Here is a 17,521-nt window from a genome sequence, read left to right on the forward strand (position 1 = left end):
GAAGATAGCTTACCGGGCTGAGGAAGCTGTCTGCGTCGCACCAAGGTCGTCGCTGAGGATCAAGCTCGGAAAGTCCGCGATCGAGTCCAGGATGTGTGTGGCGCCGCCCTTCAGGAGTCGCTCCTTGCTGTGCACGCCCGTCATGACCCCCGCCACGATCGATGCGCCGGCTCGCCGGCCGCACAGCATGTCGCTTTCCGAGTCGCCGATGACGGCCACCTGGCGTACGTCCTCCACCCCCAATCGGAGCACCGCGTGGAGCACCATGTCCGGCCAGGGGCGGCCGCGGCCGCCGGCGTCCTCGGGGGAGATGGCGAGGTCGATCTTGTCGTGCCAGCCCAGGACGCTCAGGACGCGGCTCAGGGTGACGCGGCTGAAGCCGGTGATCACGGCGAGCTTGATGCCGGTGCCCCTGAGTTTGTCGAGGACCTCCAGGACCCCGGGCATGGGTACGAGACCCGCCCGCTCGAGCGCCCCCTCGTAGGAGCGTTCGAACGTCAGGTTCGCCGCCTGGGCTTGGGCCTCGTTGCCGGGGAAGATGCCCCGGAAGACATCGATCTTGGGACAGCCCCGGGACCGGTGCACGTGAACCATGGCACGCGCGTAAGCTCCGGTCCCGGGCACTATGCCCTGGGTCGCGATCGCCTCGGCGAAGGCGCGCTCGACCATGGCGATGTCACCGACTGTGGTGCCCGCCAGGTCCAGGCACGCCAGCTTGATGGGGACGACGTCACTCATCGCCTCGCCGGTCGGTTAGTTCTCGCTGCCGGTCGCCTCGGTCCAAAGATCGAGCTCTGCGCGGTCGGCCTGCACCTTGCGCCAGATCAGCAGCCCCCCAAGGGCGATCAGCGCCAGAACAAGCAGCTTCTTCACGGTGTGACCCCACTTCTTAGACGGCCTCACCTGCCGGGGTGAGACCCAACGGTTGACATGCAGCCTAGCAAGGGATGGCTGCGCTCCCTGTGTTGCGCACGGACCAGATGTGCGGAATGTGCGAAGGACGGGCGTTCAACCCCTGGTGGGGCCGCTATACCCGTCCCATCTTGGACAACATCCCGGACCGGGTTCGGGGCGTCATCTTGGACAACAGCTCGATCATGCCAAATATCCCGCCCGGGCGCGCGCCGTCGCGGGCGCTTGACATACCCCTTGGGGGTATATTACGTTCCTCCGCATCCACAGATACCCCCTATGGGTATAAGACAGAGAGGAGGGAACTCATGAGTGACAACAAGCGCTGGTGGGCTCTGATCGTGCTCGCCGGCGCCCAGTTCATGGTGATCATGGATACCTCGATCATCGGCGTGGCACTTCCCGACATGCAGCGTGACCTGGGCTTCTCCCCCGGCGGGTTGCAGTGGGTGTTCAACGCCTACGTGGTCGCCTTCGGCGGGCTGCTGCTGCTCGGCGGGCGGCTGGCCGATCTGTTCGGGGCGCGCAGGGTGTTCGTGACGGGATGGGTGGTGCTGATCGCCGGTTCCGTGGTCGCCGCCGCCGCCACGACCGCCTGGGCCGAGATCGCCGGACGCGCCGTGCAGGGCGTCGGCGGGGCCCTGATCGCGCCTGCCGCGATGACGCTGCTGATGATGCTCTTCAGCCACGACCCGCGCGAGCTCGGCAAGGCCATGGCCCTGTACGGCGCCGCCGCCCCCGCCGGTGGCACCGCCGGGGTGTTCCTCGGCGGCGTGATCACCGAGTATCTGAGCTGGCCATGGGTGTTCGTCGTCTATGTCCCGATCGGCCTGGCCACCCTGGCCGCGACCAGGCTGCTGCCCGCCGTTCGTGGCAGGCGCGGCTCGGTCGACCTCGTCGGCGCCGTGTCGGTCACCGCCGGCATCGCCCTCGTCGTGTACGCCATCGTGGCCGCGAACTGGCCGGCCGGTCTCGGCGGTGCGGCGCTGCTGGCCCTGTTCCTGCTCGTGCAGCGTACGGTCAGGGACCCCCTCATGCCGCTCGCGATCTGGCGCACCCCCGGCCTGGCCACCGCCAACCTGGCCATGGCCCTGCTCGGCGCGGCCTGGATCCCGATGTGGTACTTCCTCAACCTCTACCTTCAGCAGGTCCTCGGCTATGGGGCCTTCGCCGGCGGCGCGGCGCTCCTGCCAATGACCGTGGCCATCATGGTCTTCATGATCGGTGTCACGGCCAGGCTGATGGGCCGGTTCGGGGCCAAGGCTCTCATCGTGGCCGGCCTCGCGGTGCTGGCGGCCGGGGTGGCCGGCATGTCCGGGGCGAGCGACGTAGCCGGGGCGGCCGGTGGCTTCGCCGCGTACGTGCTACCGATGAGCCTGGTCGCGGCGATCGGCATGTCCCTGGCCTACATTCCGGCGATGATGTCGGCCATGTCCGGCGCGCGCCCGGAGGAGGCGGGGCTGGCCTCCGGCATCGTCAACACGACCTACCAGGTCGGCTCGGCACTCGGCCTGGCCGTCATGACGGCGGTCTTCACCACATATCAAAGCGCCGCACAGCAAAGCGCCACAGAATCGGTCGCCTCGCTGCTGGAGGGCTTCCAGGGCGCTTTCGGGGGCGCCGCGGTGGTGGCCGTGCTGGGCGCGATATTCACAGGCGCCCTGATGCGCCGTTCATCCGTACCACAAGTAGAAGCGCGAAAGACCTCCTAGATACCCTATGGGGGTATGGTGTCAGACTCTGAAGGACGAGACCGATGAAGGAGCCGACGATGAGCACCGCCACCTACACCGTCAAGGGCATGACCTGTGGACACTGCGTGAGCTCGGTGAAGGAGGAGGTCAGCGAGGTGGCCGGCGTCACAGGCGTCGAGGTCGACCTGGCCACCGGGCTGCTGACCGTGAACAGCGAAGGCCCCCTCGACCTGGTGGAGATCTCCGCCGCGGTCGAGGAAGCCGGTTACGAACTGGCGGGCCGGTCATGAACACGGCCGCCAAGCTCGGCACCTACGCCCTGGGGCTGGCCGTCGTCTTCGGCGGCGCCCTGGGCGTGGGCAGGGTGGTGGGCCCCTCATCGACCAGCCCCACGGCCGCGACGACGGAGGACCACACCTCCACGACGGGGTCGGGGCACGGTGACGGGCACGCCACCCAACCAGTGAAGAGCGATACCCCCGGGGGGCTCCAAGTGTCTCAGAACGGCTACACCCTCAACCTCATCTCCCCGATCCCGACCGGCGTGCCCACGGACTTCCAGTTCACCGTGATCGGCCCCGACGGTAAGCCGGTCACCGACTACCAGGTCGAGCACGACAAGAAGCTCCACTTCATCGTCGCCTCCCGCGACCTGACGAGTTTCCAGCACGTGCACCCGGAGATGGCCCCCGACGGCACCTGGTCGGTCAAGCTGACGCTGCCGAAGGCGGGGTCGTACCGCGCGTTCGCCGACTTCTCCCCCACGGGCGGCGAGAAGCTCACGCTCGGCGCCGATCTGCAGGCCGCGGGCGACTATCAGCCCGAGCCGCTGCCGCACGTCAGCCGCGTCTCCGCCGTCGACGACTACACTGTCAACCTCGCCGGAGACCTGGTCCCCGGCCGATCGAGCAAGCTCACGCTGACCGTCAACAAGAACGGCGAGCCGGTCGACGACCTGCAGCCCTACCTCGGCGCGTACGGCCACCTGGTCGCGCTCCGCGCCGGCGACCTGGCTTACCTGCACGTACATCCTGAAGAGAGCGACAAGGCGGGGCCGGAGATCACCTTCTACGCCGAGGCGCCCAGCCGTGGCGACTACCGGCTGTTCCTGGACTTCCAGCACGAGGACAAGGTCCGTACGGCGAGCTTCACCGCCACGGCCACCCTCTCCGACGGGCACGCCCCCTCCGCCACCCACGACCACGCCCACTGACGCACGGGACGCGAAGAAAGGAGAGGTGATGTCCACCCTCACCGAGGACAAGGCCGTCGAGCTCACGATCGGCGGCATGACGTGCGCGTCCTGCGCGAACCGCATCGAGCGCAAGCTCAACAAGATGGACGGCGTGACCGCCACGGTCAACTACGCGACGGAGAAGGCGAAGGTCACCTTTCCCGACGATGTCGACCCTCGGCAACTGATCGCCGAAGTGGAGAAGGCGGGCTACACCGCCGCGCTGCCCGCCGAGCCGGAGGCGGACGAGGACGCGGAAGAAGAGCCGGTGGACACCTTGCGCCAGCGGCTGGTGACGTCGGTCGTGCTGGCGGTGCCGGTGATCGCGATGGCGATGATCCCGGCGTTGCAGTTCACGAACTGGCAGTGGTTGTCGCTGGTGCTGGCGGCGCCGGTGGTGGTGTACGCGGGGTGGCCGTTCCACCAGGCCGCCTGGACGAATCTGCGGCACGGCGCGGCGACGATGGACACGTTGATCTCGATCGGGACGATCGCCGCGCTGGGCTGGTCGGTGTGGGCGTTGTTCTTCGGCAGCGCGGGCACGCCGGGGATGACGCACCCGTTCGCGTTCACGATCGAACGCACCGACGGCTCGGGCAACATCTATCTGGAGGCCGCGGCCGGAGTGACCGCGTTCATCCTGGCCGGCCGCTATTTCGAGGCGCGGTCCAAGCGGCGGGCCGGGGCGGCGTTGCGGGCGCTGCTGGAGTTGGGTGCCAAGGAGGTGGAGCTGGCCGACGGCCGGCGTGTCCCGGTCGAGCGGCTCGAGGTGGGGGATCGCTTCGTCGTTCGTCCTGGCGAGAAGATCGCCACCGACGGTGCGGTCGAGGAGGGCTCCTCGGCGGTGGACGCCTCGATGTTGACCGGTGAGTCGATGCCGGTCGAGGTCGGCGTCGACGACGGGGTCACCGGGGCGACGGTGAACGTCGGTGGTCGCCTGATCGTGCGGGCGACCCGGGTGGGCGCGGACACACGGCTCGCTCAGATGGCCAGGCTGGTGGAGGAGGCGCAGACGGGTAAGGCGCGGGTGCAGCGGCTGGCCGATCGCATCTCGGGTGTGTTCGTGCCGATCGTGATCGCGCTGGCGCTGGGCACGCTGGGTTTCTGGCTGGGCACGGGCGATGGGGTGGGGGCGGCGTTCACGGCGGCGGTGGCGGTGCTGATCATCGCCTGCCCGTGTGCGCTGGGCCTGGCCACGCCGACCGCGTTGCTGGTCGGCACGGGCAGGGGTGCTCAGCTCGGCATCCTGATCAAGGGTCCGGAGGTGCTGGAGTCGACGCGCCGGATCGACACGATCGTGCTGGACAAGACCGGCACGATCACCGAAGGCAGGATGACCCTGACGGCCGTCCATGTGACCGAGGGGGAGGACGAGGCGGAGGTGTTGCGGCTGGTGGGCGCTCTGGAGCACGCCTCCGAGCACCCGATCGCCCAGGCCATCGCGCGCGCGGCCGGTTCCGACGCCCGGGTGGCGGATTTCGCCAACGTCGAGGGGCTCGGTGTGCAGGGCGTGGTGGACGGACACGCGGTCCTGGTGGGTCGTCCCCGCCTGCTGGAGGAGTGGTCGCAGCACCTGCCGGCCGACTTGGCCGGGGTGCTGGAGGCCGAGCAGGCCAAGGGCCGTACCGCGGTGGCGGTCGGCTGGGACGGGCGGGCGCGGGCGGTGCTCGTGGTGGCCGACGTGGTCAAGCCGACCAGCCGCGAGGCGATCGCCCGGCTCAGGGAGCAAGGGCTGCGGCCGGTGCTGCTGACCGGGGACAACCAGGCGGTGGCCGAGACGGTGGCGGCCGAGGTGGGCATCGACGAGGTGATCGCGGAGGTGTTGCCCGCCGGCAAGGTCGACGTGGTCAAGAGGTTGCAGGCCGAGGGCAAGGTGGTGGCCATGGTCGGCGACGGGGTCAACGACGCCGCCGCGCTGGCCCAGGCCGATCTCGGGCTGGCGATGGGCACGGGCACCGACGCCGCCATCGAGGCGAGTGACCTGACCCTGGTGCGCGGGGATCTGCGGGTGGCGGCCGACGCCATCCGGCTGGCGCGCCGGACGCTGGGCACGATCAAGGGCAACCTGTTCTGGGCGTTCGCCTACAACGTGGCGGCGCTGCCGCTGGCCGCGCTGGGGCTGCTCAACCCGATGATCGCGGGCGCGGCGATGGCGTTCTCCAGCGTGTTCGTGGTCAGCAACAGCCTGCGGCTACGCCGCTTCAAGTGAGCGAGCCCATCTGACGGCCGGCGTCATGAAGGCGCCGGCCGTCACGAACATCGCCCCGGTCAGCAGCCAGCCCAGCGTGCCCCCGCCGAGCACCAGCGTGGTGAGCACGACGGGGCCGAGCATCCTGGCCACGGCCGTGCCGGTGCCGAAGAAGCCCTGATACTGGCCCTGCCGGTCATCAGGGGCGAGCGAGAAGCTGATCTCCCACGCCCCCGAGGCCAGCAGCATCTCGCCGATCACCAGCAGCGCCGCCCCCGCGAGCAGGAACCCCCACCCGTACGGGCTCAGCGCGAACACCGCGCACGCCGCGAACATCACCGCCCCCGCCTGCCTGACCTCCACCGTGGCGTCCCGCAGCCCCGACACCCGCCTGGCCACCCGCACCTGGAAGAGCAGCACTCCCCCGGTGTTGATCAACAGCAGGACCGAGACCACCCAGGCGGGCGCACTCGTACGAGCGGCCACCCAGAGCGGCACCACCAGGCTGAGCAGCGGCATGTAGAACAGCAGCACCGCGTTGATCAGCGTGACCAGCGCGTACGGCCGATCCCGCAGCACCGCGAGCCGGGGACCGTCGGAGACGACCGGCGCGGGCCGCACGGCGGGCAGCCGCACCAGCAGGACGGCGGCGACCAGGAAGCTCAGGGCGTCGAGCGCGAACAGCGACAGGTACGCCGCCGCGGTGTCCAGGTGCAGCGCGACCCCGCCCAGCCCGGCGCCGACGGCCAGGCCGCCGTTGAGCGTGGCCTGGAGGCTCGCCCGCACGGCGGTCCGCTCCGCGGGCTCGACCAGCCCGGCGAGCAGGGCCTGGCGGGCGGCCGACAGCCCGGTCTGGGCGGTGCCGTACAGGCAGGCCACCAGGACGAACGGCGCGAACGAGCGGACGAACAGGAACGAGGCGACCGCCGTGGCGGTGACGACCGCGAGCAGGACGGCGACGCCACGCGGCCCGCGCCGGTCGGCCAGGTGGCCCAGCGGCACGCCGGCCACCGAGCCGACCGCCCAGCCCAGCGTGAGCCCGAGGCCGATCTCGGTGGCCGACAGGCCGACGATCCTGGCGAAGTAGAAGGCGGAGGTGACGAGGTAGACGCCGTCGCCGATGGAGTTCGCGAGCTGGGCCTGAGCCAGGATGCGCCGGGTGTTCATGACACCCATCGTGAGCCCTGATTTGTCCCGATATAAGCTCCAATTTCCGGCTAAATGATTGGGCCAAGGTGGACGTGCACATCAGCCTCGAAGGCCGCGGTGACCTGGCCGCACAGGTCTACCGGCAGTTGCTCGACGCCATCCTCGACGGCCGCCTCAGATCGGGCGAACGCCTCCCCCCGACCAGAGAGCTGGCCCGCGGGCTGGAGATCTCCAGGAACACGGTCGCGCTCGCCTACGATCGCCTGGTCGCCGACGGCTTCCTCGTGGGCCGGGCGGGGGCGGGCACGTTCGTGTCGGCGGAGCCGGTCAGAAGAAGGGCCGCCCCGAAGGGCGTCATACGCCCGCGCCCGGTCTGGGACGAGCTCCGGGCCCCCGAGAGCATGTCCCCCGCCCGGTACGACTTCCGCGCCGGCGTACCGGACCCGCGGCTGTTCCCCATGGAGACCTGGCGCCGCCTGGTGGCCCGCGAACTGCGCGTGAGCGCCGCCGGCTACGGCGATCCGGCCGGGCACGAGCCGCTGCGCGAGGCCATCTCCCGCCACATCGGCCTCAGCCGCTCGGTGCACGCCGGCCCCGGCGACGTACTGATCACGAACGGCGCCCAGCAGGCACTCGACCTCATCGGCCGCGTCCTCGTCGAGCCGGGCTCCGTCGTGGCCGTCGAGGAGCCCGGCTACCCACCCGCCCGCCTGCTGTTCCGCTCGCTCGGCGCGCGGGTCGCGGGCGTCCCCGTGGACGAGGAGGGCATCGACGTCCGGGCCATCCCGCGCTCGGCCCGCCTCGTGTACGTCACCCCGTCCCACCAGTTCCCTCTCGGCACCCCCATGTCGCTGGCCCGCCGCGCCGCCCTGCTGGCCTGGGCCGAGCGCCGCCGGGCGGTGGTGATCGAGGACGACTACGACAGCGAGTTCCGCTTCGGCGAACGCCCGCTCGAACCCCTCCAGAGCCTCGACCGCGCCGGCCGCGTCATCTACGTCGGCTCGTTCTCGAAGACCCTGCTCCCCATGCTCAGGCTGGGCTTCCTGGTCGCCCCCGCCTCGCTGGCCCCGGCCCTGCGCACGGCCAGGCGGCTGTCCGACTGGCACGGCGAGCTGCCCACGCAAGCGGCCCTGGCCCGCTTCATCGACGAGGGCCTGCTGGCCAGGCACATCAGGAAGGCCACCCGCGAGTACGCCGCCAGGCACGCCCTGATCGCCGAGACCCTGGCGGCCGACGACCGCCTGCGTCCGATCCCCGCCACGGCGGGCCTGCACCTGTGCGCCCGTTTCGTCCCCGGTGTGACACTGCGCCCGGCGCCGGAGCCGGCGGTCGAGCCGCTGGAGGCGTACTGCGGCCAGGCACCGGCGCAGCCCGGTCTGGTGCTCGGTTACGGCGCGATCGGCCAGGACGCGATCCCCGAAGGACTGCGCCTGCTGCGCTCACGGATGTCGGCGGCTCCAGAAGCGGCGGCTCCGCTCGCCTGACATCTCCGGGTCGTCGGGCGGCGACGGCTGCTGCACGATCACCACGGTCGTACGCGCGTGCCGTGCGCAGTACATGCTGGTCGAGGGCAGGAAGATGCGGCTGAGCAGGCCGCGCCGCCCCCGTCCGAGGACCAGCAGGTCTCCCTCGCGGGCCAGGTCCACGAGGTGGTAGCCGGGATCGCCGACCCGGCCGACCGCGATCGTCGTGATGTCGTCCGGCACGCCGCCCGCCACGTCGTCGAAGACGCCGGCGATCACCTCGCTGCAGCGCTCTTCCTCGCCCATCCTGACCGCGTGCTGAACGGGCAGCGCCTCAGGGAAGGGGTGGACGGGCGCGCGACTGACATGCACGGCCACGAGAGCCATCCGGTGCAGCCTGGCTGCCCCGATGGCCCAGGCCAGCGCCCAGCGCGCGGCCGGGGATTCGTCCACCCCGACGATGAGCCGCGGACCGCCGGGCAGATCCTGTTCCACGGTGCCTCCTGTCGAAGTACGACCATAGTGCGCCTACCCGCTGGTTACCGGGAGGTGGCACTTTGCGAACTCTGGAGTCGCTCGCGAACCCGGGCGTAGCATGCGGGAGTGGAACGAGGGTGGGTGCAACCCCGTCCCGCCCTCGACCGGCGGCTCGACGGGGCACTGACGCACAGGCTCACCTCGCTCGTGGCCGCAACAGGCTACGGCAAGTCGACCGCGCTGGCAGGCTGGAGCCAGGCCGTGGGCGCCGTGCTGCACCGGCTCGGCCCCGCCGACCGCGACCTGCCGACACTGGCGACGGCGGTTGCGAAGGCGGTGACGACGGCGGTGACGAAGGCGCCGGCGGGCAGGGCGCCGGAGCTGCCCGCCGATCTGGTGACCGCCGCCGGAGCCCCGCTCGGCCCCGACGCCGACGAGCTGTCCAGGGCGGCGGCGCTGGCCGGCGCGCTGGCCGAGGCCCTGTCCCGATGGCCGGGGCGCGCTCTGGTGCTGGTCTTCGACGGCGTCGACGCGATCGCGGGCGCGGCCGGCTCGGTGCGCTACGTGGAGACGCTGGTCCGCGCCGCGCCCAGGCACCTGCACCTGGTCACGGCCTCGCGGGCGCCGCTGCCGTTCCCGACCGCGCGGCTGCGCCAGGATCACGAGGTGCTCGACCTCGACGCCACCGACCTCGCGCTGAGCGCCGAGGAGAGCGCCGCCTGGGCACGGGCGAGGCTGGGCGAGGCGGGCGAGAGCATCGCGGCCACCCTGCACCGCACCTGCTGCGGCTGGCCGGCCGCCGTGCAGGCCGCGCTCGACGCGCTGGCCCGCGAGGAGCCCGCCGGCTGGCCCGACACCGTGGCGAGCCTGACCGCCGGCTCGGCCACGCTGGAACGTTTGACGCTGGCCGCGTTCAAGGACCTGCCCGCGGCCATGCGCGAGTTGCTGCGCGCCGCCACGGTCCTGCCGGTGCTGGCCCCGGAGCTGGCCGCCACGCTGGGCGCGCCGCCCGGCACGCTCGAGTCGCTGACCAGCCGCGGCCTGTTCCTCGAGACCGGCCGCGACGGTCACCGGCTGACCCTGACCAGCGCGCACGTGCTGGCCAGGCACGCGCCCCTGGACCGGCACGAGGCCCACGACGTGGCGGCCGTCGCCGCCCGCTGGTACGTCGAGCACGACCAGCCCGAGCTGGCCCTGCGCGCCGCCGTCGCGACCGCCCACGCCGAGCTGGCCGCCTCCCTCCTCGACGCCCACGGCCTGCGCCTGGCCGAGCGCGGAGACGTGCTGGCCGCCCTGGAGCTGCTGCCCGATGGCGCCAGGCGCGCTCCCCCGATGCTCAAACTGGCGGGCGTCGCCGAGCAGAACCGCGGCAACTGGGCACGGGCCCGCGAGCTGCTCTCCGATGCCGCGGCGGGCCCCGCGTTCGACGCCTTCGTGGCCAGGCGGCTCGGCTTCATCGACTACATGCGCGGCGACCTCGACCGGGCCATGGCCATGTACGAGCGCGGTCATGCCTTCGGCCTGCCCTCGGCCGACGCCGCCATGTGCGCCGCGTCCATGGCCACCGTGCTGTGGATGAGGGGCGACCGGGCGGGCTGCGCCAAGCTGGCCGACAGGGCGCTCGAACAGGCCAGAGCCCTGGGCGACCCGGGCGCCCTGGCCATGGCGAACACGGTGCTGGCCATGCTCGCCGCCCTCGACGGCGACCGCCGCGCCAACGACGCCTACTACGTACGCGCCCTTGAGCACGCCGAACGCGCCGGCGACCTGGTCCAGCTCATCCGCATCCACGCCAACCGGGCCTCCCGCCACCTCGACGAGGCCGCGTACGCCGACGCCCTGGCCGAGACGGACATCGCCGGCCGGCTGGCCGACATGGTGCCGTTCGCCCCCTACGCCGCCCTCAACGTGGCCAACCGCGCCAAGGCCCTGATCGGTCTCGGCCGCCTGGAGGAGGCCGCCGCCGAGGCGGCCGACGCGGCGGCCCGGTGGAAGGCGATGGGCTCCCGGCTGACCGGCGCGGGCCTGAACCGGCTGGCCGCGATCCACGCCCTGCGCGGCGACCGCGAGAAGGCGGCCGCGCTCTACCGGCGGGTGATCGCGGACGCGGAGCCGTCGGGCGAGGTGCAGTCGTTGTCCTACGCGCTCAACGGCCTCGCCGAGCTGCTCGCCGACGAGGATCCCGACGAGGCCGCCCGCGTCGCCGGGCAGGCGCTCGAGCACGCGCAGGGCATCGCCGGGGTGACCGCCAGGGTCGCCGCCGTCCGGGTGGCGCTGGCCGGCGGGCGGCGGGAGGAGGCCAGGGCGCTGCTCGACGAGACCGAGCCCGTCGCGGTGAGCCGCAGGGACCACGCCGCGCGGGCCGCCGTCGCCGAGCTGCGGGCCGAGCTCGAGGGTGACGTCACGCTCGCCGACGAGGCGGTGCGCCGGTGGACGGCGCTCGGCGACCCGATCGGGCTGGCCAGGGCCGAGCTGGTGAGGGCCGCCCTGTCCGGCCCCGAGACCGGGGGCGAGGTGGCCGCGCGGGTGCGCGAGCGCCTGCACGCGATCGGCTGCCGCTCGCTGGACGACCGCGTCGACGCGCTGATCGCCCGGGCCGCTCCCCCGCCGGGCGCGAAGGTGAGCGTCGAGACGATGGGCTCGTTCCGCGTGCTGCGCGGCTCCGTGCCCGTCCCGCGGACGGCCTGGCAGTCGCGCAAGGCCCGCGACCTGCTGAAGATCCTGGTCAGCCGCCGGGGGAGCGGGATCGGCAGGGAACGCCTGGTCGAGATCCTCTGGCCCGAGCAGGAGGACGAGGCCGTCGGGCTGCGGCGGCTGAACGTGATGGTGTCCACGCTGCGCGCCGTGCTGGACCCGGAGCACGAGTGGCCGGCCGACGCGATCGTGGTCTCCGACGAGGGGGCGCTGCGGCTGGAGCCGGCCAACGTGGACGTGGACGTCGAGCGGTTCCTGGGGCTGGTGGCCCAGGCCGTGCGCCTTGACCAGGCGGGCAGGACGGCGGAGGCGCTGGAACGGTGGGCGGCGGCCGAGAGCTCGTACGCGGGGGAGTTCTGCGAGGAGGACCCGTACGCGGACTGGGCCGTGGGGCTGCGTGAGCAGGCCCGGCTGGCGTACGTGCAGGCGGCGGCCAGGCTCGCCCGCGCCCGGAGCGGCGAGGGCCGTCACGACGAGGCCGCCCGCTACTGGCTTCGGCTGCTGGAGCGCGACCGCTACGACGAGCGCGCCCACCTGGGCCTCGTACGCGTCCTCGACCTGGCCGGCCGCCGCGGCGACGCCCGCAGGCGCTACCAGCTCTACGCGGAGCTCATGCGCGAGCTGGAGGTGGAGCCCGCGCCCTACCCCACCTGAACCAGACCTGAACCGCCCGGCGAGATCGTGCACAGATGAGAACGGTCATCGTCCGCCTGGTAGAACCCGAGCAGTCCGGCGGCCAGTTACGCGGGCTGCTCGAAGAGGTCGGGGCCGAGCCTGTCCCGTTCAGCGGCTCGGAAGCCGTCATCGAGCTGCTGCTGGCCGCCGCCGGGCTGAAACCCGATCCGGCCTGAACCTCCCGCGAACCTCGCTCACCACGATGAGTGGTGAGAGGAGGCACGATGAGCGAGCAGGGGAGAAGTTGGCCGTTCGTCGCGCGGGGGGAGCCGCTCACGACCGTACGGGAATCGCTGCGGTCGGGAGCCGGCATGCTGATCGCCGGTGCGACGGGGGTAGGAAAGAGCAGGCTGGCGGCGCAGGTGCTGGCCGGGCTGCGGGGATACGCGATCGTGCGCGCGCTGGGCACCGAGACGGCGTCGATGATTCCGTTCGGCGCGTTCGCGCACGTCCTGACAGGGCCGCCGGAGAGCGGCGAGAACCTGCTGGGCTGGGCCGCGCGCCACCTGCGCGACCACGCGGGGCGCAGGGAGCTGCTGGTGAGCGTGGACGACGCGCACCGGCTCGACCCGGCCTCGGCGGCGCTGGTGCACTTCCTGGCCGAGCGCGAGCAGGCGCGGCTGCTGGTGACGATCAGGTCGGGGGAGCCGCAGCCCAGCCCGGTGACCGCGCTGTGGAAGGACGAGCTGCTGGAGCGGATCGAGCTGCCGCCGCTGACCGAGGCGGAGGTGGGCGAGGTGCTCGCGGGCGCGCTCGGCGGCGAGGTGGCGGCGGAGACCGTACGGCACCTGGCAAGGGTCAGCGAGGGCAACCTGCTGTACCTGCGCGAGGTCGTGCACGCGGGCCGCACCTCCGGCTGTCTGGCCGAGCGGGACGGCCGCTGGCGCTGGCGGGGCGGGCTGTCCATGACGACCAGGCTGCGCGAGCTGGTCGGCGACCGGATCGGCCATCTCGACCAGGACGAGCGTGAGGCGCTGGAGCTGGTGGCGTTCGGGGAGCCGCTCGGCACCGAGCTGCTGGCGGCGCTCACCTCGGTCAGGGCCGTCGAGCGCATCGAGGCGCGCGGCCTGGTCCTGACCGTGGACGACGGCCGGCGGGAGCACCTGCGGCTCGGCCACCCCCTCTACGGCGAGGTGGTGCGCGGTGACTGCGGCACGCTCCGGGCACGGCGGCGGCTGCGGACGCTGGCCGAGACGCTGGAGGCCACCGGGCTGCGGCGGCGCGAGGACGAGCTGCGGGCCGCCGTGTGGCGGCTGGACAGCGGCTCCACGACCGACCCCGACATGCTCACCTCGGCCGCCAAGCTGGCCTGGGGCCGGCAGGACCCGCGGCTGGCGGCGCGGCTGGCCAGGGCCGCGATCGACGCGGGCGCGGGCGTGACGGCGGTCGCGGTGCTCGGCGAGGTGCTCATGGTGCTGGGCGACGCGGGCTCGGCGCTGACCGCGCTGCGCCGGGCGGCCAGGGACGCGGTCACCGAAAGCGAGCGTGCCCAGCACGCCTCCAGCCTCGGGGTCAACCTGGCGTGGGCGGGCGCGGACACCGAGGCGTGCCACGTGCTCGACCTGGCCGCGCAGTCGCTGACCGATCCCGTCTGGCGGCAGGAGGCCTTCGTCTACCGGGCGGTGACCGACTGCTTCGCCGGGCGGCTCACCGGTGCGGCGCAGGCGCTGGCCAGGGCGCGCGAGTGCGAGCCGATGACGCTCCGGTGCGGCGCGCACGCGTCGTCGCTGGAGGCGTGGGTCGACGCGTACGCCGGGCGGACCGAGCGCGGCCTCGCGGTCGCCGCGGAGACGCTGGCGAGCGTGGCGGACTGGCAGGACGAGGCCCCGCACGCGCTGCCGACCTTCCTGGACGCGCTCTGCGCGGCGCGGACCTTCTCCGGGCGGCTGGACGAGGCGGCGGGCAGCGCGGAGCAGGGCATGGGGCTGCCCGCCGCCGAGCTGTCGGTGACCGGGTTCGGGGCCTGGCGGGCGATGGTCTGCCGGTTGCGCGGGGACGCGGCGGAGGCGCTGCGGTGGTGCACCGACGACATGGCCCGGCTGCCGGAGCGGGAGCCGTACCTGGGGCGGTGCGTGGCCGAGCACGCGCACGCGCTCGCACTGCTCGGCAGGCCGGCCGAGGCGGAGGAGTCACTGGCCGAGGCCGAGGAGCTGTCGGCCAGGTGGGCGTTCACCCGTCAGCACGTGCTGCACGCCGCGGTCTGGGTGGCGGCGACGGGCGGCGGCCTGGACGAGGCCGTGCGCCGGTGCCTGGTGGCGGCCGAGCACGCGGAGCGGCACGAGCTGCGCGGCCACCTCATGTTCGCGCTGCACGATCTGGTGCGGCTCGGCGCTCCCTCGGGGCGGCTCTCCGCGCTGGCCGAGCAGATGGAGGGGCCGCTGGTGGCACTGCTCGCCCGGCACGAGCGCGTCGCGGGGGACCCGGCCGGGCTGCGGGAGGTGGCGGCCGAGTTCGAGCGGCTCGGCCTGCTGCTGTACGCGGCCGAGGCCACCGCCCAGGAGGCGGCCGCCTACCGGGACTCGGGCCGGGGCACCCTGGCCAAGGGTGCGCGGACCCGGGCGTGGGCGCTGGCCAGGCGCTGCCCGGGCGTCACGACGCCGGCGCTGGTCGAGCTGGCCACGCCCGAGCTGACACCACGTCAGCGGGAGATCGTCCAGCTCGCCGCCGCCGGGCTGACGAACCGGCAGATCGCCGACCGGCTGACGCTGTCCACCAGGACGGCGGCCAACCATCTGCAGGCCGCCTACGACAAGCTCGGCGTGAACGACCGCACGCAGGTGGGCCGCCTGCTCGCGGCGCTCTAAACGAGCTTCAGCAGGCCGTCGTACAGGGTGTCCCGCTCCCCGGCGGACAGCACCCCGTACGGCGCCGCCGCCCGCAGGTCGGTCTCCGCCTCGATCCTGGCGCGGAGGGGTCCGTCCGTCAGGCTGACGATCTCGGCCGCGGACAGCCCCTCCGCCTGCCAGGCCAGGGCGTGCGCGTCGGCCCGGTGGTAGCGCAGCGCGGCCAGCCGGTTGAACAACAGCAGTCTGGGCTCCGCGCCCTCCGGCTCGTACGCCGGCGTCACCAGCTCCAGCGCGCCGCCCGGCACGCGTTCGGCGGCGTCGAGCACCCGGCCCGTCAGCGTGGCCAGGCCCGGCAGGTCGCCGCCCGCCCAGATGCGCCCCGCGGCGGCGGCGTGCAGGTCGTAGAGCCGGTGCACGAACTTCAGGCCCTTGTCCGTCAGCCGCAGTGTCCCGTCGTCGTACTCGGCCAGGGTGCCCTCGTTCAGGTGCCTGCGCAGGCCGGGCGCGTCGCCGTTGCGGTAGCGGTAGATGACGGCCAGCGCCGCGCGGGTCAGGGGGCGCAGCGGGAGCATGAACCGCAGGTCGGACAGGAAGCCGGGGGTCACGCCCGAGGTCTCGGACAGTTCGGTGACCGCTCTGCTGGCCGCGGCGTGCACGTTGACGTGGACCACGCTGATGATCGGGGCAATGGCCGCAGCATATTCCTGAAATTTCGGCATCAGCCTCGATTATGCGGTGATCCGTAGCCGATCCGCAGGGGATCGTAACGGCCCGGTCCGAAGGTGGGGTCAACCGTCCGGCGCCCGCCGGTGTTCTCCCGGTACCTCACCTGTCTGGAGTCCTCATGACCGCGCGCCGCTGGGCGGCCCTGCCTTTACTGCTGGTCGCGGTCTTCGTGACCACGCTCGACTTCTATGTCGCGAACCTCGCCGTGCCCTCGATCCGCGCCGACCTGCGCGCGGGCGACGCCGCCGTCCAGTTCGTGATCGCCGGGTACGGGCTGGCCTACGCCGCCGGGCTGATCGTCTCCGGACGCCTGGGCGACCTGTTCGGACATCGGCGCCTGTTCGCCACGGGGCTGGCGCTGTTCACGCTGGCCTCGGCGGCGTGCGGGCTGGCCGACGGCGCCGCCGCGCTGGTGGCGGCCAGGATCGCGCAGGGCGTGGCGGCCGCGCTGCTCGCCCCGCAGGTCCTCACGCTGCTCGGCGTGCTGTACCCGGGCGCGGACCGGGCCAGGGCCTTCGGCTGGTACGGCACCGCCGTCGGCCTGGCCGGGGTGGGCGGCCAGGTGATCGGCGGGCTGCTGGTGACGGCCGATCCCCTGGGGCTGGGCTGGCGGGCCTGCTTCCTGGTCAACGTGCCGATCGGGCTGGTGGCGCTGTCGCTGACCCGGCGGCTGCTCCCCCGTACCGATCGCTCGGGCCGCGAGCTCGATCTGGCCGGGGCGGGGCTCGTCGCCGCGGGGCTCGTGGCCGTCGTGCTGCCGCTGGTGGAGGGGCGCGCACAGGGCTGGCCGCCGTGGACGTGGTGCTGTCTGGCCGCCTCCGCGCCGATCCTGGGCGCCTTCGTACGGCGTCAGCGGCGCCTCGCGACCGGAGGGCGGGTGCCCCTGCTCGACCTGGAGGTGTTCCGCGACAGGGCGTTCGCCTGGGGGCTGGTCGCGGTGGGCCTGCTGTTCGGCACCTCGGCGGGCTTGTCGTTCGTGCTCGCCCTCTACCTCCAGGAAGGGCTCGGGCTCGGCCCGCTCGCCGCCGGAGCCGTGTGCACCGCGCTGAACGCCGGATTCCTCGCGGCCTCCCTGCGCCCCCATCGCCTGGGCGCGCCGGTGCTGGTCGCCGGGCTGGCGCTGCTGTATCACGTGGTCGCCCAGGGCGCGACGCCGACGCGGGTGGCGCTGACGCTGCTGGTGGCCGGGGCCGGGATGGGGCTGCTGATGTCGCCGCTGCTCTCCTCGGTCCTGTCCGCCGTACGGCCGGCGCGGGCGGGCGCTGCGGCCGGGGTGCTGGGCACCGTTCAGGAGACCGGGGGAGTGCTGGGCGGGACGATCACCGGGGCGGTGTTCTTCGGGGCCCTTGACCGGGGGTGGCAGGGGGCCACGTTGGCCGGGGTGTCGGTGCTGGTCGTGGGCGCGCTGGGCGTGCTGGCTCACTCGGCGCTGCGGCCTCGCCCCGGAACCCCGGTGGCGGCGGGGTTTCACGTGAAGCAGGATCGGCCCACGGACCGCCCGGATGGCGTGGAATGCTAGGCCC

The 17,521-nt window shown here is 73.0% G+C and carries 14 protein-coding genes; 9 read left to right on the forward strand and 5 right to left on the reverse strand.

All coding sequences use genetic code 11. The features are described 5' to 3' along the window. Window positions 1–9: 9 nt before the first annotated feature. Entirely contained in the window at window positions 10–738 is a 729-nt protein-coding gene (locus AB0I15_RS52835; RefSeq protein WP_358114674.1) for an HAD-IA family hydrolase, read from the reverse strand. A 15-nt stretch (window positions 739–753) separates the two neighbouring features. Further along, window positions 754–873, reverse strand: coding sequence for a DLW-39 family protein (locus tag AB0I15_RS52840; RefSeq protein WP_020542320.1), 120 nt, complete (start codon window positions 871–873; stop codon window positions 754–756). Between the two features lie 347 nt (window positions 874–1,220). Here AB0I15_RS52840 and AB0I15_RS52845 point away from each other — a divergent pair, with 347 nt between their 5' ends. The 4 genes from AB0I15_RS52845 to AB0I15_RS52860 are packed head-to-tail and all read left to right on the forward strand — an operon-like array spanning window position 1,221 to window position 6,049. Next, window positions 1,221–2,624 (forward strand): MFS transporter, encoded by a 1,404-nt coding sequence (locus AB0I15_RS52845; RefSeq protein ID WP_358114677.1) that lies wholly within the window; start codon window positions 1,221–1,223, stop codon window positions 2,622–2,624. A gap of 59 nt (window positions 2,625–2,683) precedes the next feature. Next, window positions 2,684–2,896, forward strand: coding sequence for a heavy-metal-associated domain-containing protein (locus AB0I15_RS52850; RefSeq protein WP_358114680.1), 213 nt, complete (start codon window positions 2,684–2,686; stop codon window positions 2,894–2,896). After that, a complete protein-coding gene (locus AB0I15_RS52855; protein ID WP_358114683.1) occupies window positions 2,893–3,819 on the forward strand; it encodes a hypothetical protein in 927 nt (308 codons plus the stop codon). The genes AB0I15_RS52850 and AB0I15_RS52855 overlap by 4 nt, the downstream gene beginning before the upstream one ends. Window positions 3,820–3,847: 28 nt before the next feature. After that, the gene (locus tag AB0I15_RS52860) at window positions 3,848–6,049 is read left to right on the forward strand and encodes a heavy metal translocating P-type ATPase (RefSeq protein WP_358114686.1); all 2,202 of its coding nucleotides are present in this window, start codon (window positions 3,848–3,850) and stop codon (window positions 6,047–6,049) included. On the opposite strand, the gene AB0I15_RS52865 is transcribed toward AB0I15_RS52860, so the two are convergent. Further along, window positions 6,032–7,195: an MFS transporter gene (locus AB0I15_RS52865; protein WP_358114689.1), complete on the reverse strand. Its 1,164-nt coding sequence runs from the start codon at window positions 7,193–7,195 to the stop codon at window positions 6,032–6,034. The two genes, AB0I15_RS52860 and AB0I15_RS52865, sit on opposite strands and share 18 nt — an antisense overlap. 68 nt (window positions 7,196–7,263) lie before the next feature. Here AB0I15_RS52865 and AB0I15_RS52870 point away from each other — a divergent pair, with 68 nt between their 5' ends. Beyond that, the gene (locus AB0I15_RS52870) at window positions 7,264–8,661 is read left to right on the forward strand and encodes a PLP-dependent aminotransferase family protein (RefSeq protein ID WP_358114691.1); all 1,398 of its coding nucleotides are present in this window, start codon (window positions 7,264–7,266) and stop codon (window positions 8,659–8,661) included. On the opposite strand, the gene AB0I15_RS52875 is transcribed toward AB0I15_RS52870, so the two are convergent. After that, window positions 8,617–9,135, reverse strand: coding sequence for a universal stress protein (locus AB0I15_RS52875; RefSeq protein ID WP_358114694.1), 519 nt, complete (start codon window positions 9,133–9,135; stop codon window positions 8,617–8,619). The genes AB0I15_RS52870 and AB0I15_RS52875 overlap by 45 nt on opposite strands. Before the next feature lie 123 nt (window positions 9,136–9,258). Between AB0I15_RS52875 and AB0I15_RS52880 the strand changes: the two genes are divergently transcribed. The 3 genes from AB0I15_RS52880 to AB0I15_RS52890 are packed head-to-tail and all read left to right on the forward strand — an operon-like array spanning window position 9,259 to window position 15,290. Then, entirely contained in the window at window positions 9,259–12,465 is a 3,207-nt protein-coding gene (locus tag AB0I15_RS52880; RefSeq protein ID WP_358114697.1) for a BTAD domain-containing putative transcriptional regulator, read from the forward strand. Between the two features lie 35 nt (window positions 12,466–12,500). Further along, complete coding sequence (locus AB0I15_RS52885) at window positions 12,501–12,662, forward strand: hypothetical protein (protein ID WP_358114700.1); 162 nt, start codon at window positions 12,501–12,503, stop codon at window positions 12,660–12,662. Window positions 12,663–12,710: 48 nt separating this feature from the next. Next, complete coding sequence (locus tag AB0I15_RS52890; protein WP_358114701.1) at window positions 12,711–15,290, forward strand: LuxR C-terminal-related transcriptional regulator; 2,580 nt, start codon at window positions 12,711–12,713, stop codon at window positions 15,288–15,290. Here AB0I15_RS52890 and AB0I15_RS52895 read toward each other — a convergent pair. Next, window positions 15,287–15,991: a hypothetical protein gene (locus AB0I15_RS52895; RefSeq protein WP_358114704.1), complete on the reverse strand. Its 705-nt coding sequence runs from the start codon at window positions 15,989–15,991 to the stop codon at window positions 15,287–15,289. The two genes, AB0I15_RS52890 and AB0I15_RS52895, sit on opposite strands and share 4 nt — an antisense overlap. A gap of 125 nt (window positions 15,992–16,116) precedes the next feature. Between AB0I15_RS52895 and AB0I15_RS52900 the strand changes: the two genes are divergently transcribed. After that, window positions 16,117–17,517 (forward strand): MFS transporter, encoded by a 1,401-nt coding sequence (locus tag AB0I15_RS52900; protein ID WP_358114707.1) that lies wholly within the window; start codon window positions 16,117–16,119, stop codon window positions 17,515–17,517. The last annotated feature ends 4 nt before the right edge of the window (window positions 17,518–17,521 follow it).

Origin of the sequence: Nonomuraea sp. NPDC050643, assembly GCF_040654715.1 — a bacterium.
Taxonomy (GTDB): Bacteria; Actinomycetota; Actinomycetes; order Streptosporangiales; family Streptosporangiaceae; genus Nonomuraea.

What these genes read in the sequence shown, in the direction of transcription:
- AB0I15_RS52835 (WP_358114674.1), bottom strand. Translation starts at nt 738, where the DNA reads ATGAGTGACGTCGTCCCCATCAAGCTGGCGTGCCTGGACCTGGCGGGC.
- AB0I15_RS52845 (WP_358114677.1), top strand. Translation starts at nt 1,221, where the DNA reads ATGAGTGACAACAAGCGCTGGTGGGCTCTGATCGTGCTCGCCGGCGCC.
- AB0I15_RS52850 (WP_358114680.1), top strand. Translation starts at nt 2,684, where the DNA reads ATGAGCACCGCCACCTACACCGTCAAGGGCATGACCTGTGGACACTGC.
- AB0I15_RS52855 (WP_358114683.1), top strand. Translation starts at nt 2,893, where the DNA reads ATGAACACGGCCGCCAAGCTCGGCACCTACGCCCTGGGGCTGGCCGTC.
- AB0I15_RS52860 (WP_358114686.1), top strand. Translation starts at nt 3,848, where the DNA reads ATGTCCACCCTCACCGAGGACAAGGCCGTCGAGCTCACGATCGGCGGC.
- AB0I15_RS52865 (WP_358114689.1), bottom strand. Translation starts at nt 7,195, where the DNA reads ATGAACACCCGGCGCATCCTGGCTCAGGCCCAGCTCGCGAACTCCATC.
- AB0I15_RS52885 (WP_358114700.1), top strand. Translation starts at nt 12,501, where the DNA reads ATGAGAACGGTCATCGTCCGCCTGGTAGAACCCGAGCAGTCCGGCGGC.
- AB0I15_RS52890 (WP_358114701.1), top strand. Translation starts at nt 12,711, where the DNA reads ATGAGCGAGCAGGGGAGAAGTTGGCCGTTCGTCGCGCGGGGGGAGCCG.
- AB0I15_RS52895 (WP_358114704.1), bottom strand. Translation starts at nt 15,991, where the DNA reads ATGCCGAAATTTCAGGAATATGCTGCGGCCATTGCCCCGATCATCAGC.
- AB0I15_RS52900 (WP_358114707.1), top strand. Translation starts at nt 16,117, where the DNA reads ATGACCGCGCGCCGCTGGGCGGCCCTGCCTTTACTGCTGGTCGCGGTC.